Raw genomic sequence first — 12,926 nt, 5'->3', positions numbered from 1 at the left:
GCTTCTTCTCTGTTCACAACGGAAAAAGCAGCATGCGAGAGAAGGTAGCCGACGCGCGGCGTTGGGTGGTCAAGATTGGTAGTGCTCTGTTGACCGATGATGGGCGAGGGCTCAATCACAATGCCATGGCGACATGGGTCGATCAGTTGGTTGCGCTGCGCAAGAACGGCGCGGAATTAGTGCTGGTGTCATCCGGCGCCGTGGCAGCGGGGATGAGTCGTCTGGGCTGGACCGAGCGCCCCAAGACCATCCATCAGATGCAGGCGGCTGCCGCTATTGGTCAGATGGGACTGGTACAGGCCTGGGAGTCGAGCTTCCAGGCGCATGGGTTGTCGACGGCTCAGGTGCTACTGACCCACGATGATCTGTCGGATCGCAAGCGCTATCTCAATGCCCGCAGCACCCTGCGGGCATTGCTGGATCTGGGTGTGATCCCGGTGATCAATGAAAACGATACCGTGGTGACGGATGAAATCCGCTTCGGTGATAACGATACCCTCGGTGCCTTGGTGACCAATCTGGTCGAGGCGGATCTGCTGGTGATCCTTACCGACCGCGACGGGCTTTTTACTGCCGATCCGAGCACGGATCCCGGTGCCGAGCTGATAACCGAAGCCATGGCTGACGATCCCAAGCTTGACGCCATGGCCGGCGGCAGCGCGGGCACGCTCGGACGCGGTGGCATGCAGACCAAGTTGCGTGCGGCGCGTCTGGCGGCACGCTCGGGTGCCGGGACGGTCATCGTCGGCGGGCGTATCGAGCGCGTCATCGAGCGACTGCAGGCGGGGGAGGAGCTGGGTACCTTGCTGCGTCCGGAAAAGGGCATGCTCGCCGCACGCAAGCAGTGGCTAGCCGGGCACCTGCAAACTCGCGGTCGATTGCTGATCGACAAAGGCGCAGTGGCAGCGCTGGCGTCTGGTCGTCGCAGTCTGTTGCCGGTGGGGGTGACGTCGGTTGAGGGCAACTTCCGCCGCGGCGAGATGGTCGTCTGCGTCGGGCCGGATGGGCGGGAAGTGGCGCGCGGTCTGGTCAATTATAGCTCCCAGGATGCCATGCGGATCATCGGGCAGTGCACGGACTCGGTACAGCAGATCCTCGGCTACATCGACGAGCCTGAGCTGGTGCACCGGGATAACATGGTGCTGGTCTAAATTGGTTTGCTGATCGGTCGCAGCCGGCTCGCGAGCTGGTTGCGGCGCAGCAGGCGGCCTGCTAATTTATTCAAGTCACCAAATTGCGCCCATAAAAAAACCGACTCAATGAGTCGGTTTTTTCATCAACACTAAACGCTATATCAAGCGGCGGTAGCCATTGCCTTGATGTGTGCGTTCAGGCGGCTCTTGTGGCGAGCGGCCTTGTTCTTGTTGATGATGCCTTTGTCAGCCATGCGGTCGATGACCGGTACAGCTGCAGTGTAGGCGCTTTGTGCTTTCTCAAGATCTTTAGCATCAATTGCCTTGATGACGTTCTTGATATAGGTACGGACCATGGAGCGCAGGCTTGCATTGTGAGTGCGGCGCTTCTCGGCCTGCTTGGCGCGTTTCTTGGCTTGAGGTGAGTTGGCCACCGTCGTGCTCCTCAGAAAATCTGGATGAATAAGGTATAAATAAGGCCGCGTACTATGCCGCTGCCCTACTGTATTGTCAAGACCCGTCAGGCGCTCTGAGACGTCAGACCGGGAAGGCGCGCATTGTACATCCAGTACGCAATGGATGTCAGGTTTTGTTCGCTCGCATGACGGCCGTTCGAACGCTATGATCGCGCTTTTATTCGGCGTCGCGTTCCATGACTGATACCACTCCACCGGTTGCTCCCGTCCCCAAGGCCCCCAGTTTGCTGCGCTCAGGCATGGTCGTCAGCATCATGACCATGCTGTCGCGGGTGCTGGGGATGGTGCGCGACGTGGTGGTGGCGGCGTATTTTGGCTCGCAATCAGAAGCCGACGCCTTCTTCATTGCCTTCAAAATTCCCAATTTCATGCGTCGTTTGTTCGCTGAAGGCGCGTTCAATCAGGCATTTGTGCCGGTTCTGTCGGAGTATCGATCCAGGCGTAGCCTCGCCGAAGTGAAGCAGCTGGTGGATCGGGTGGCCGGAACGCTGGGCATAACGCTGGTGGCGATTACCGCGATCGGGGTAGCGGGCGCGCCCGTGCTGATCACGCTATTCGCTCCCGGCTTTCATGGTGATATTGAAAAGCTGGGGCTGGCAGCGGATATGCTGCGCATCACTTTTCCCTATTTGTTGCTGATCTCGCTTACAGCGCTGTGCGGCTCGATTCTGAACAGCTACGGACGCTTTGCGGTGCCGGCCTTCACGCCGGTTCTGCTGAATCTGAGCATGATCGGCGCGACGCTGTTCCTCACGCCCTATTTCGACCAGCCAATCATGGCGCTAGCCTGGGGTGTATTCATTGCCGGCGTGGCGCAGCTGTTGTTTCAGGTGCCGTTCCTCATGCAGATTCGCTTGCTGCCCGTGCCCAGGCCGAATCGCAGGGATGAAGGGGTCAAGCGCATCATGACCCTGATGCTTCCTGCACTGTTCGGTGTGTCGGTCAGCCAGATCAATCTTCTGCTCGATACCGTACTGGCGTCCTTTCTGGAGACCGGCAGTATTTCCTGGTTGTATTACGCCGACCGTCTGTCGGAGTTGCCGCTCGGCGCATTCGGTATCGCTATCGGTACGGTGATTCTGCCGGCCCTGTCTCGGCAGCATGCCAGCGATGATCCCAAGGCCTTTGCCCGGACGCTGGACTGGGCGGTACGTATGGTGCTGCTGGTCGGTGTGCCGGCTGCCCTGGCGCTGTTGCTATTGGCCGAGCCGTTGATCGCGACGCTGTTTCACTACGGCGCCATGACCGAGCGCGACGTGGTCCAGGCCGCAGGCGCGTTGCGTGCCTATGCGCTGGGGGTGATGACTTTCATGTTGATCAAGGTATTGGCGCCCGGCTTCTTCGCTCGCCAGGACATGAAAACACCGGTCAAGATTGCCGTGACCTGCATGATCTTCAACATGGGCTTCAACCTGATCCTGATCTGGCCGCTGGCGCACGTGGGGCTGGCGCTGGCGACTTCGCTGTCCGCAGTATTGAACGCAGGGCTGCTCTGGTGGGGGCTGCGCCAGGCCGGCATCTTCCAGGCGCAGCCGGGCTGGACGGGCTTTGGTATTCGTCTGGTGCTGGCGTGCATTGCCATGTCTGGCGTTGTGCTGTGGCTGGTCCCGGATGTCGAGCAATGGTTCGCCTGGGAATGGCAGCAGAAGACCCTAGAGATGGCGATTCTGGTAACGGCCGGTATTGCTGCCTTTATAGTCGCGCTACTACTGACCGGCATGCGCCCCCGGCATCTGCGGCAGTAAACAGCTCGCGGACTGGTAATTGTAGGGAGGTCGCCCCCGGCCTGACGGCGGCCGCAGGGCGCCTTGGGTCTTGACTGCAGCTGGTCGAGCATCTTAACCGCTGGCCTTACGGCCAGATCGCCGCGAGGTCGCGCCTCCCACTCAAGAGTCGAAGTTTGCATCGTCTATCGTAGGAAGGTCGCCCCCGGCCCGACGGCGTCCGCAGGGCGCCTTGGTTTGGGTTGTCGAACTTCGATACCGCCCAGTTGGCCCCCTAAAGCGCTGGCCTTACGGCCAGATCGCCGCGAGGTCGCGCCTCCCACTCAAGAGTCGAAGTTTGCATCGTCTATCGTAGGAAGGTCGCCCCCGGCCCGACGGCGTCCGCAGGGCGCCTTGGTTTGGGTTGTCGAACTTCGATACCGCCCAGTTGGCCCCCTAAAGCGCTGGCCTTACGGCCAGATCGCCGCGAGGTCGCGCCTCCCACTCAAGAATCCGAAGTTTGCATCGTCTATTGTAGGAAGGTCGCCCTCGGCCTGACGGCGTCCGCAGGACGCCCTGGGGTGTGGGTCGATTTGTGAGCGCTGCGCCCGAAGGCTCTCGTAACTGCAGAAATATGGCGGGCTATGGAGGGTCGAGCTCCGTCTCGACCACAAGAGTTGGCCGATACCTCGCTGGCCGGGATGGAACCCGGCCCTCCATACGCCGTTGATTCCCCTGTCGTCGCCAATGACGCAAGGCCTTGTTAGCCTGTATACTTTCCGGCTTTGATCTCTCTACCAATCAACGAGCATTATGGAACTGGTCCGCGGCCTACATAACCTGCGGCCCCGACATCGGGGCTGCGTGGTAACAATCGGTAACTTCGATGGTGTGCACGCCGGGCATCAGGCCATTCTCGAGCGCTTGCGCTCGCATTCGGAGCGGCTTGGTCTGCCCGGATGTGTGGTGATATTCGAGCCTCAGCCCCGGGAGTTTTTTGCTCCCCAGGCAGCGCCGCCCCGTCTCACCCGCTTACGTGACAAGCTCGCTCTGTTGGAAGAGCGGGGCATCGATCGCGTGCTTTGTCTCGCCTTCAATCGACGCCTGCGTGAACTCAGTGCTGAAGAGTTTGTGCAACAGGTGCTGGTCGACGGGCTGGGCGTAAAGCATCTTGAGGTGGGCGACGATTTCCGCTTTGGCTGCGACCGTTCCGGTGATTTCACTTTCCTGCAGGAAAGCGGCAAACGGCACGGCTTTACCGTCGAGTCCACCCATACTGTGGCGGAGAGCGGCGAGCGTATCAGTAGCTCCCGGTTGCGCCAGGTGCTGGAAGAGGGTGATTTTGAATTGGCCGAGCGTTTGCTGGGCCGCCCATTCAGCATTACCGGTCGTGTTCTGCATGGCCAGAAGCTGGGTCGCCAGCTCGGTTCGCCCACCGCCAATGTCCAGCTCAAGCGCCTGCGCGCGCCACTGAACGGTGTCTACCGCGTCAGCATGGAGCTCGACGGCACGATTCAGAAAGGGGTCGCCAATATCGGTACCCGTCCCACGGTAGAAGGCGATGGCCAGCCGCATCTTGAGGTTCACCTGTTTGATTTTGATGGTGATCTCTATGGCCGCCGCGTCACCGTGGTGTTTCATGAAAAACTGCGTGATGAACAGCGATTCGAATCGCTGGAAGCCTTGAAATTGGCAATCCAGGCTGATCTTGCCGCCGCCCGGGCCCAATGGGGCCTTTGACGAACCAAGTGTGGATTAAATGACTGATTATAAAGCGACGCTGAACCTGCCCCAGACGGCATTTCCAATGAAGGCTGGCTTGCCCGTGCGCGAGCCGGAAACCCTCGAGCGCCTGAACAGCATTGACCTCTACCAGAAAATTCGCGAGATCAGCCAGGGTCGTCCGCAGTTCGTGCTGCACGATGGCCCGCCCTATGCCAACGGCAGCATTCACATCGGCCACGCGGTCAACAAAATCATCAAGGACATGATCGTCCGGTCCAAGACGCTGTCCGGCTTCGATGCGCCCTACGTGCCTGGCTGGGACTGTCATGGTCTACCGATCGAGCACAAGGTGGAAATCACCTTCGGCAAGAATCAACCCGCAGACAAGACGCGCGAGCGTAGCCGTGAATACGCGGCCAAGCAGATCGAAGGTCAGAAGGCCGATTTTATCCGTCTGGGTGTGCTCGGCGAATGGAACAACCCCTACAAGACCATGGAATTCCCCAACGAAGCCGGTCAGATCCGCGCGCTGGCGAAAATGGTTGAAGGCGGTTTTGTATTTAAGGGCCTGAAACCGGTTAACTGGTGCTTCGATTGCGGCTCGGCCCTGGCTGAAGCTGAGGTCGAATACCAGGACAAGCAGTCCGACGCCATCGACGTCGCCTTCGAAGTAGAAGACGCCGACAAGCTGGCCGCTGCTTTCGGTCAGGCCGCGCCGAGCAAGTCTGCGAGCATGGTTATCTGGACCACAACCCCCTGGACCATTCCGGCCAACCAGGCCCTGAACGTCCACCCCGAATTCATCTACGCACTGGTTGATACCGGCGACCGGTTGCTGGTGCTGGCAGAAGAGCTGGTCGAGTCCTGCCTGCAGCGCTACGAATTGCAGGGCGAAATCATCGCCCGTTGCGAAGGTACAGCGCTGGAGAATATCCGCTTCCGGCATCCGTTTTATGAGCGTTTCTCGCCGGTCTATCTGGCGGAGTACGTCGAAACCGGCTCCGGTACCGGTATCGTGCATTCGGCGCCGGCCTACGGCGAAGACGACTTCCGGACCTGCAAGCACTACGGCATGGAAAACGATGACATCCTTAGCCCCGTGCAGAGCCACGGCGTTTACGTAGCGGATCTGCCGTATTTCGGCGGCCAGTTCATCTGGAAGGCCAATCCGGCCATCGTCGAAAAGCTGCGCGAAGTCGGTGCGTTACTCAAGCACGAGTCGATCCAGCACAGCTACATGCATTGCTGGCGTCACAAGACGCCGCTGATCTACCGAGCAACGGCGCAGTGGTTTGTCGGAATGGACAAGGTGGTCAGTGACGGCAGCTCGCTGCGCCGCCGCGCGCTGGATGCCATCGAACAGACACACTTCGTCCCAGCCTGGGGCCAGGCGCGCCTGCACGGCATGATCGCCGGCCGCCCGGACTGGTGTATCTCACGCCAGCGCAACTGGGGCGTGCCGATTCCGTTCTTCCTGCATAAGGAAAGCGGCGAACTGCACCCACGTACCATCGGTTTGATGGAAGAAGTGGCCAAGCGTGTCGAGCAGGCAGGCATCGAAGCCTGGTTCAAACTCGACGCCGCAGAATTGCTGGGCGCCGAGGCCGACCAGTACGACAAGATCAACGATACGATGGACGTCTGGTTTGATTCCGGCACCACCCATTGGCACGTGATGCGCGGCTCGCACCCTATGGGTCACGAGCAGGGCCCGCGCGCAGATCTGTATCTCGAAGGCTCGGATCAGCATCGTGGCTGGTTCCACTCTTCACTGCTGACCGGCTGCGCCATTGACGGTCAGGCTCCCTATCGCGGTTTGTTGACCCATGGTTTTGTGGTCGACGAGAACGGCCGCAAGATGTCCAAGTCGCTGGGCAACGTGGTTGCGCCGCAGGAAGTCAACGACAGCCTGGGCGCCGACATCCTGCGTCTGTGGGTGTCGTCAACTGACTACTCAGGTGAGATGGCGGTTTCCAAGCAGATCCTGCAGCGCAGCGCCGATGCCTATCGCCGCATCCGCAACACTGCACGCTTCCTGCTCTCCAACCTGAACGGTTTTGATCCGAAGGAGCATCTGCTTGCACCCGAGCAGATGCTGGATCTGGACCGCTGGGCAGTAGACCGCGCGCTCCTGTTGCAGCAGGAAATCATTGAAGCCTACGACACCTACAAGTTCTGGAACGTCTACCAGAAAGTGCACAACTTCTGTGTGCAGGAACTGGGCGGCTTCTACCTGGATATCATCAAGGACCGGCAGTACACCACCGGCGCCGACAGCACTGCGCGTCGTTCGTGCCAGACCGCGATGTATCACATCGCCGAAGCGCTGGTACGCTGGATCGCGCCCATTCTGTCCTTCACTGCTGAAGAACTCTGGCAGTATCTGCCTGGTGAGCATGGCGAATCGGTCATGCTCAATACCTGGTATGAAGGTCTGAGCGCGCTGCCCGCCGATGCCACCCTGGACCGCTCCTTCTGGGAGCAGGTCATGGAGGTCAAGATCGCGGTCAACAAGGAAATGGAGACCCAGCGTAACGCCAAGGTGATTGGCGGCAACCTGCAGGCCGAAGTGACCCTGTTCGCTGATAACGCGCTGCACACCAGCCTGGCGAAACTCGGCGATGAGCTGCGCTTTGTACTCATCACCTCGCGTGCCGATCTGGCGCCGCTGACCGAAGCTGGCGAGAGCGCTGTCCCGACCGAGCTGCCGGGCCTGAAGCTGAGCCTGGTCAAATCCGGACACAGCAAGTGCGCGCGTTGCTGGCACTTCCTGGCCGACGTCGGCACGCATTCCGAACACCCGGAAATCTGTGGCCGCTGCGTAAGCAATATCGAAGGTCCGGGCGAGGTGCGTCAGCATGCCTGATTGGCGGCGCAGTGGGTTGGTCTGGCTTTGGCTTGCCGTAGTGGTCATAGCGCTCGATCTACTGACCAAGTGGATCGTCGCCGGCCAGCTGATCCCGTACCAGAAAGTCCATCTGATCGATGATTTTTTCGCGATTACATTGGCCTTCAACACCGGCGCTGCGTTCAGCTTCCTGGCTGACGGCGGCGGTTGGCAGCGCTGGTTCTTTATCGCCATAGCCGTGGGCGTGAGCGTCATGCTACTGGTCTGGCTGGCAAGGCTCCCCAGGGAGAAAACCATCGAGTCGGTTGCCCTGGTTCTGGTGTTAGGCGGAGCGCTCGGCAACCTCTACGATCGAATCGTGCATGGCCACGTCGTCGACTTCATACTGGTCCACTGGCACAACAGCTGGTATTTTCCGGCTTTCAATGTCGCCGACAGTGCGATTACAGTAGGAGCCGCGTTGTTGATATTTGATATGTTCAGGTCCGAGAAGAAAGCTGCCTGAACTTCAGCCTAGGCCTGGCCGCTCGCGCATAATCAGGCACTATGTGGTATCAGATTGACGCCGTACAACCAGCGAGCACGAACAATACTCCCCCCTTTGAAAAAGGGGGGCAGGGGGGGATTCCAGCGGACCCCAAGGCCCAAACCGAACCCCGCCAAACCACCAAGAGACACAACCATGACCGACATCCGCATCAGCCAAGACACTGAAGTCACTTTGCACTTCACCCTCAAGCTACCGAGCGGCGAAGTGGTTGATTCAACCGTCGACAAATCCCCAGCCACCTTCAAAGTCGGCGATGGCAGTCTGCTTCCGGGTTTCGAACAGAGCCTGTTCGGCCTCAAGGCCGGCGACAAACGCTCCTTCGATATCGACCCCGAGCGCGGCTTCGGACCGGGCAATCCCCTCAACATCCAGACCGTGCCCCGCGGCCAGTTTGATGAGATGGAGCTTGAACCCGGCCTGCTGGTGATTTTTCAGGACGCTGCCGGCGGTGAACTGCCTGGTGTTGTCAAAACGGTCAACGACACCACCGTCGATGTGGACTTCAACCATCCGCTCGCCGGCAAAACCATCACTTTCGATGTCGAAATCATTGCAGTAAAACCCGCGTAATCTGTACGCACCAACCACTTCCGAGGCTCCCATGCAGATCAAACTGGCTAATCCCCGCGGCTTTTGCGCCGGCGTCGACCGCGCCATCGAGATTGTCAACCGCGCCCTTGAAGTCTTCGGGCCGCCGATCTATGTGCGGCATGAAGTGGTGCATAACAAGTTCGTGGTGGAAGATCTACGTAATCGCGGTGCCATCTTCGTCGAAGAGCTGGATCAGGTGCCCGACGACGTCATCGTTATTTTCAGCGCCCACGGCGTATCCCAGGCCGTCCGTCAGGAGGCCGAAGACCGCGGCCTGAAGGTGTTTGACGCTACATGCCCGCTGGTCACCAAGGTGCATCTCGAGGTCAGCAAGTACAGCCGCGACGGCCGTGAATGCATTCTCATCGGCCACGCCGGGCACCCTGAGGTCGAAGGCACCATGGGCCAATACGACACCAGCAAAGGCGGCTCTATTTATCTGGTCGAAGATGAAACAGACGTCGCCGAACTGGACATACGTGATCCTTCGAGTCTGGCTTTCGTCACGCAAACCACCTTGTCCATGGATGACACTGCGAAGGTCATCGATGCACTGCGCGCGCGTTTCCCCGCCATTGATGGCCCGCGCAAGGACGACATCTGCTACGCCACCCAGAACCGCCAGGACGCCGTCAAGCAACTTGCCGCGGAGTCTGATCTGGTGCTGGTAGTAGGCAGCCCGAACAGCTCAAACTCGAACCGTCTGCGCGAGCTGTCAGAGCGCATGGGCACGCCTGCTTACCTGATTGATGGCGCCGAAGAGATTCGCTCGGAGTGGCTGGATGGGGTCGACAGGATAGGTATTACTGCTGGCGCGTCGGCGCCGGGCATTCTGGTGCGGCAGGTAATTGATCATCTGCATGCGCTGGGCGCTACCGATGCCCAGGAACTCGAAGGGCGACCGGAGAACGTAGTGTTCAGCATGCCCAAGGAACTGCGGGTTGTGGAGGTCGAGTAGGGCTGATTGCTGGATTCTCTGGCTTGGCAGATCACGGCGACACCCCGAATCCCCCTAGCCCCCTTTGTCAAAGGGGGAATGGTTCGTGCCGCGGTGCTTGGTCCGTGTATTTGGTCACCTGAGCTGTGGCGCGCGGTTTTCTACAGCTGACTTGCAAGCACATCAGAACTCGCTGAGAGCACAAAGTCTCAGAGACACACGGATTGATCCCCCCTTTGACAAAGGGGGCTAGGGGGATTTTCCGTTAGCCCGACCAATCCCAAATCCCACGGATACCCGCAACACCCTGACCACCCACTTCAAACGCCCGCTTTAGATCCCCCGGCCCCAACCCTCCAAGCAAGTACACCGGCATATTCACCCGGGCAATCAACTCAGCAGCACGCTCCCACCCAAGCGGTTCCGCATCAGGGTGCGTCTGAGTAGGCAGTACCGGCGACAAGCTAACAAAATCAACCCCCACCCGCGCAGCCAATTCAAGCTCCTCGGCGTTATGACAGGACGCCGCCAGCCAGCCCTTGAACGTTGCTCGATCCCAGCCTGCCACCGCCATATCACGCAACTGAGCCGCGGTAAGATGCCATCCAGCGCCGGTACAGGATGACGGCGCATCACCCTTGAGCATGATTGTAAAATCCGCTCCAAAGCGCTCCACAACGGCGTCCGCCCAAGCGTGATACTCATCCGCCGCCAACTGCGTCTGCCGCAACTGAACCAGCCGAACACCTCGCCGTCGCGCACGCTCCAACCCATCCATCAACACTTCCAGGCTGGAGACATCGGGCGTGATCAAATACAGCTCCGGTAGCTGCGCGGCGGTAACGATGGGTACATTCGCTTCAGGAAAGGAATAGTCGCGGAGCTCGACCGGCGCCACCCAGCGCACCGGTTGACCCTCTGCGCCATGCGCCTCGCCAGTGAATGCGCTCACCCGCCACACATCAAGCCTTACCGACTTATCCGGATAATCATGGTGAATATCCAGCAGCGGGCGCGCCTCGGTTATCTCGATCCCAAGCTCTTCACGCAGCTCACGCCGCAGCCCGTCGAAGCGTGACTCACCCTCGTCCAGCTTTCCGCCGGGAAACTCCCACAGTCCGCCCTGATGCGCATGATCGGGGCGTTTGGCTATGAGAATGTCACCGGAAGGGTTGTAGATGACCGCAGCCATCACGTGAAGTCGCTGCATCAGAAGGTGATCCCTAGATTAATCGCGCTCCGGGAAATCCTCGGAGAACAGGTCCTGTTCCAGTTCATTGCCCGGAATCGCATGCTCCTCCGAAGCCCATGCGCCCAAATCAATCAGGCGACAGCGATGAGAGCAGAAGGGGCGATCCGGGAAGCTGTCGTCCCAGGTTACGGGTGCTTTGCAGGTGGGGCATTCTACGGTCAGGGTCATGAGCGGGCTCCTTCGGCGATTGCCAGGTAGCGTTGATGAAGCGCGTCCACTTGCGCGTGCAGTGCGACCAGATCCTTGTCGTTGGTGATGACGTCATCGGCGTGGCGCAAGCGGTCGTCTCGCTTGGCCTGTGCCTGCATGATGGCTTTGATCTGTTCTTCTGACACCTGGTCCCGCTGTGTCGTGCGGGCAATCTGTGCGGCCTCTGGCACATCCACGACCAGCACGCGCTGGGTCATCTGGTATTGGCCGGATTCTATCAGCAGTGGCGATACCAGCAAGGCGTAGGGGGAGGTAGCCGACGCCAGGTCGCGGAGAATTTCGTCGCGAATCAGCGGATGCAGCAGCTGTTCCAGCCAAAGACGTTGATCTGGATCCTTGAATACCTCTTCACGTAGTGCAGCGCGATCCAGAAAGCCGCCTTCCAGCAGCATGCGTTCACCGAAGCGATCAACAATCTGGCCCAGCGCGGGACGGCCCGGCTCGACGACGACGCGCGCTTTAACATCCGCGTCCACCACATGAATACCATGAGCCTGCGCAAAGCGGTCGGCGGCGGCGCTTTTACCGCTGCCGATACCGCCGGTCAATCCAATGACGGGTTTGTTCGAGGAAGTCATCGCAATATCAAAGCCTTGAAGCTGATCGTCAGGGGACGCCAAGTATACGGACATTAAGGCAGTCGGCGTAGAGACTGGTTCAGTATTCGGTTGCCTGCCCATACAATATTTTGTATATTTAGGTCATGAACAAAAACCATAAACCGATATGCTTCTGTGGGACAGCTCTGGAAGATTTGAGATTGTTTCCAGAGGTGGCTAAACGCGAGGCAGGTCATCAGCTTGACCAGGTTCAGCAAGGATATGAACCGGACGACTGGAAGCCAATGTCCAGTGTCGGTGCCGGCGTTAAGGAGATTCGCATTCGTGAGGCCTCCGGCGCCTTTCGAGTGATCTATATCACTAAGCTTAAAGACGCTATTTATGTACTTCACTGCTTCCAGAAAAAGACGCAGAAAACCCGGCGGGAAGACATTTCGCTGGCAACCCAACGACTGAAATACTTGATAAAGGAGTCGGGCTCATGAGCCAACATTTTGAGAGTGTGTGGGATGCTATTGAGGACACTCCCGCCCAAGCGGAAAACATGAAAGTGCGTTCGGCGCTGATGATTGAGCTGAAGAAACACGTCGAAACCGAAGGCCTGTCCCAAACACAGGCGGCCAAGCTGTTTGGTGTCACTCAGCCGCGTATTTCCGATTTACTCCGTGGAAAGATCAATCTCTTCAGCATCGATATGCTGATTAATATGTTGGCGACTGCGGGAATGCATGTGGAGCTGCGAATCGCTGAGGCTGCTTGATCCTCTGGACCAGAGGATCGAGCAGCATGCCATGGAAGATTGAAATTACACGCGGCCGTTGGAATACGGTGGGATTACTGCTTAGCCAGAGACCCCAAGCTGGCCTGTCGGCCAGCATCGCCGCGACGGTGCGGCGATCCGATCGCACTTCCCACAAATATGGCGCTGTGGCTCGGTTGTT

13 protein-coding genes are annotated in these 12,926 nt (G+C 59.1%); 9 read left to right on the top strand and 4 right to left on the bottom strand.

Annotation, left to right across the window (positions count from 1 at the left end; genetic code table 11):
- Positions 1-32 precede the first annotated feature (32 nt).
- Complete coding sequence (gene proB / locus FHK95_RS03205; protein ID WP_150303155.1) at positions 33-1,151, top strand: glutamate 5-kinase; 1,119 nt, start codon at positions 33-35, stop codon at positions 1,149-1,151.
- 143 nt (positions 1,152-1,294) lie between these two features.
- Here the strand turns inward: proB and rpsT are convergent, their stop codons facing one another.
- The gene (gene rpsT / locus FHK95_RS03200) at positions 1,295-1,567 is read right to left on the bottom strand and encodes a 30S ribosomal protein S20 (RefSeq protein ID WP_150303154.1); all 273 of its coding nucleotides are present in this window, start codon (positions 1,565-1,567) and stop codon (positions 1,295-1,297) included.
- A gap of 218 nt (positions 1,568-1,785) precedes the next feature.
- Here rpsT and murJ point away from each other — a divergent pair, with 218 nt between their 5' ends.
- From murJ to ispH, 6 genes are all read left to right on the top strand, one after another.
- Complete coding sequence (murJ, locus tag FHK95_RS03195; RefSeq protein ID WP_150303153.1) at positions 1,786-3,354, top strand: murein biosynthesis integral membrane protein MurJ; 1,569 nt, start codon at positions 1,786-1,788, stop codon at positions 3,352-3,354.
- A 771-nt stretch (positions 3,355-4,125) separates the two neighbouring features.
- Entirely contained in the window at positions 4,126-5,052 is a 927-nt protein-coding gene (gene ribF / locus FHK95_RS03190; RefSeq protein WP_150303152.1) for a bifunctional riboflavin kinase/FAD synthetase, read from the top strand.
- A gap of 19 nt (positions 5,053-5,071) precedes the next feature.
- A complete protein-coding gene (ileS, locus tag FHK95_RS03185; RefSeq protein ID WP_150303151.1) occupies positions 5,072-7,903 on the top strand; it encodes an isoleucine--tRNA ligase in 2,832 nt (943 codons plus the stop codon).
- The gene (gene lspA, locus FHK95_RS03180) at positions 7,896-8,390 is read left to right on the top strand and encodes a signal peptidase II (protein ID WP_150303150.1); all 495 of its coding nucleotides are present in this window, start codon (positions 7,896-7,898) and stop codon (positions 8,388-8,390) included. Before ileS ends, lspA begins: the two co-directional genes overlap by 8 nt.
- A gap of 177 nt (positions 8,391-8,567) precedes the next feature.
- The gene (gene fkpB, locus FHK95_RS03175; RefSeq protein ID WP_150303149.1) at positions 8,568-9,005 is read left to right on the top strand and encodes an FKBP-type peptidyl-prolyl cis-trans isomerase; all 438 of its coding nucleotides are present in this window, start codon (positions 8,568-8,570) and stop codon (positions 9,003-9,005) included.
- 31 nt (positions 9,006-9,036) lie between these two features.
- Entirely contained in the window at positions 9,037-9,984 is a 948-nt protein-coding gene (gene ispH / locus FHK95_RS03170) for a 4-hydroxy-3-methylbut-2-enyl diphosphate reductase (protein WP_150303148.1), read from the top strand.
- Positions 9,985-10,228: 244 nt separating this feature from the next.
- Here ispH and FHK95_RS03165 read toward each other — a convergent pair whose 3' ends face one another.
- Genes FHK95_RS03165 through coaE form a run of 3 tightly spaced genes read right to left on the bottom strand, consistent with a single transcriptional unit; the run spans position 10,229 to position 12,003 of the window.
- Positions 10,229-11,173 carry a Nudix family hydrolase gene (locus FHK95_RS03165; protein ID WP_150303147.1) on the bottom strand — a complete coding sequence of 315 codons (945 nt, stop codon included), beginning with the start codon at positions 11,171-11,173 and terminating at the stop codon, positions 10,229-10,231.
- Between the two features lie 18 nt (positions 11,174-11,191).
- A complete protein-coding gene (yacG, locus tag FHK95_RS03160; RefSeq protein WP_150303146.1) occupies positions 11,192-11,383 on the bottom strand; it encodes a DNA gyrase inhibitor YacG in 192 nt (63 codons plus the stop codon).
- On the bottom strand, positions 11,380-12,003 hold the full coding sequence (gene coaE / locus FHK95_RS03155) for a dephospho-CoA kinase (RefSeq protein ID WP_150303301.1): 624 nt from the start codon (positions 12,001-12,003) through the stop codon (positions 11,380-11,382). Before coaE ends, yacG begins: the two co-directional genes overlap by 4 nt.
- 125 nt (positions 12,004-12,128) lie before the next feature.
- Here coaE and FHK95_RS03150 point away from each other — a divergent pair, with 125 nt between their 5' ends.
- Both FHK95_RS03150 and FHK95_RS03145 read left to right on the top strand, forming a co-directional pair.
- A complete protein-coding gene (locus tag FHK95_RS03150) occupies positions 12,129-12,470 on the top strand; it encodes a type II toxin-antitoxin system RelE/ParE family toxin (RefSeq protein ID WP_150303145.1) in 342 nt (113 codons plus the stop codon).
- Positions 12,467-12,745 (top strand): helix-turn-helix domain-containing protein, encoded by a 279-nt coding sequence (locus FHK95_RS03145; RefSeq protein ID WP_150303144.1) that lies wholly within the window; start codon positions 12,467-12,469, stop codon positions 12,743-12,745. The genes FHK95_RS03150 and FHK95_RS03145 overlap by 4 nt, the downstream gene beginning before the upstream one ends.
- Positions 12,746-12,926 lie beyond the last annotated feature (181 nt).

Origin of the sequence: Pseudomonas saliphila, from assembly GCF_008638345.1 — a bacterium.
GTDB classification, from domain to species: Bacteria; Pseudomonadota; Gammaproteobacteria; order Pseudomonadales; family Pseudomonadaceae; genus Halopseudomonas; species Halopseudomonas saliphila.
Note: the sequence above shows the minus strand (reverse complement) of the source record. Positions and strands in the feature narration are given on the sequence as shown.

What these genes read in the sequence shown, in the direction of transcription:
- proB (WP_150303155.1), top strand. Translation starts at nt 33, where the DNA reads ATGCGAGAGAAGGTAGCCGACGCGCGGCGTTGGGTGGTCAAGATTGGT.
- murJ (WP_150303153.1), top strand. Translation starts at nt 1,786, where the DNA reads ATGACTGATACCACTCCACCGGTTGCTCCCGTCCCCAAGGCCCCCAGT.
- ribF (WP_150303152.1), top strand. Translation starts at nt 4,126, where the DNA reads ATGGAACTGGTCCGCGGCCTACATAACCTGCGGCCCCGACATCGGGGC.
- ileS (WP_150303151.1), top strand. Translation starts at nt 5,072, where the DNA reads ATGACTGATTATAAAGCGACGCTGAACCTGCCCCAGACGGCATTTCCA.
- lspA (WP_150303150.1), top strand. Translation starts at nt 7,896, where the DNA reads ATGCCTGATTGGCGGCGCAGTGGGTTGGTCTGGCTTTGGCTTGCCGTA.
- fkpB (WP_150303149.1), top strand. Translation starts at nt 8,568, where the DNA reads ATGACCGACATCCGCATCAGCCAAGACACTGAAGTCACTTTGCACTTC.
- ispH (WP_150303148.1), top strand. Translation starts at nt 9,037, where the DNA reads ATGCAGATCAAACTGGCTAATCCCCGCGGCTTTTGCGCCGGCGTCGAC.
- FHK95_RS03165 (WP_150303147.1), bottom strand. Translation starts at nt 11,173, where the DNA reads ATGCAGCGACTTCACGTGATGGCTGCGGTCATCTACAACCCTTCCGGT.
- yacG (WP_150303146.1), bottom strand. Translation starts at nt 11,383, where the DNA reads ATGACCCTGACCGTAGAATGCCCCACCTGCAAAGCACCCGTAACCTGG.
- coaE (WP_150303301.1), bottom strand. Translation starts at nt 12,003, where the DNA reads ATGACTTCCTCGAACAAACCCGTCATTGGATTGACCGGCGGTATCGGC.
- FHK95_RS03150 (WP_150303145.1), top strand. Translation starts at nt 12,129, where the DNA reads ATGAACAAAAACCATAAACCGATATGCTTCTGTGGGACAGCTCTGGAA.
- FHK95_RS03145 (WP_150303144.1), top strand. Translation starts at nt 12,467, where the DNA reads ATGAGCCAACATTTTGAGAGTGTGTGGGATGCTATTGAGGACACTCCC.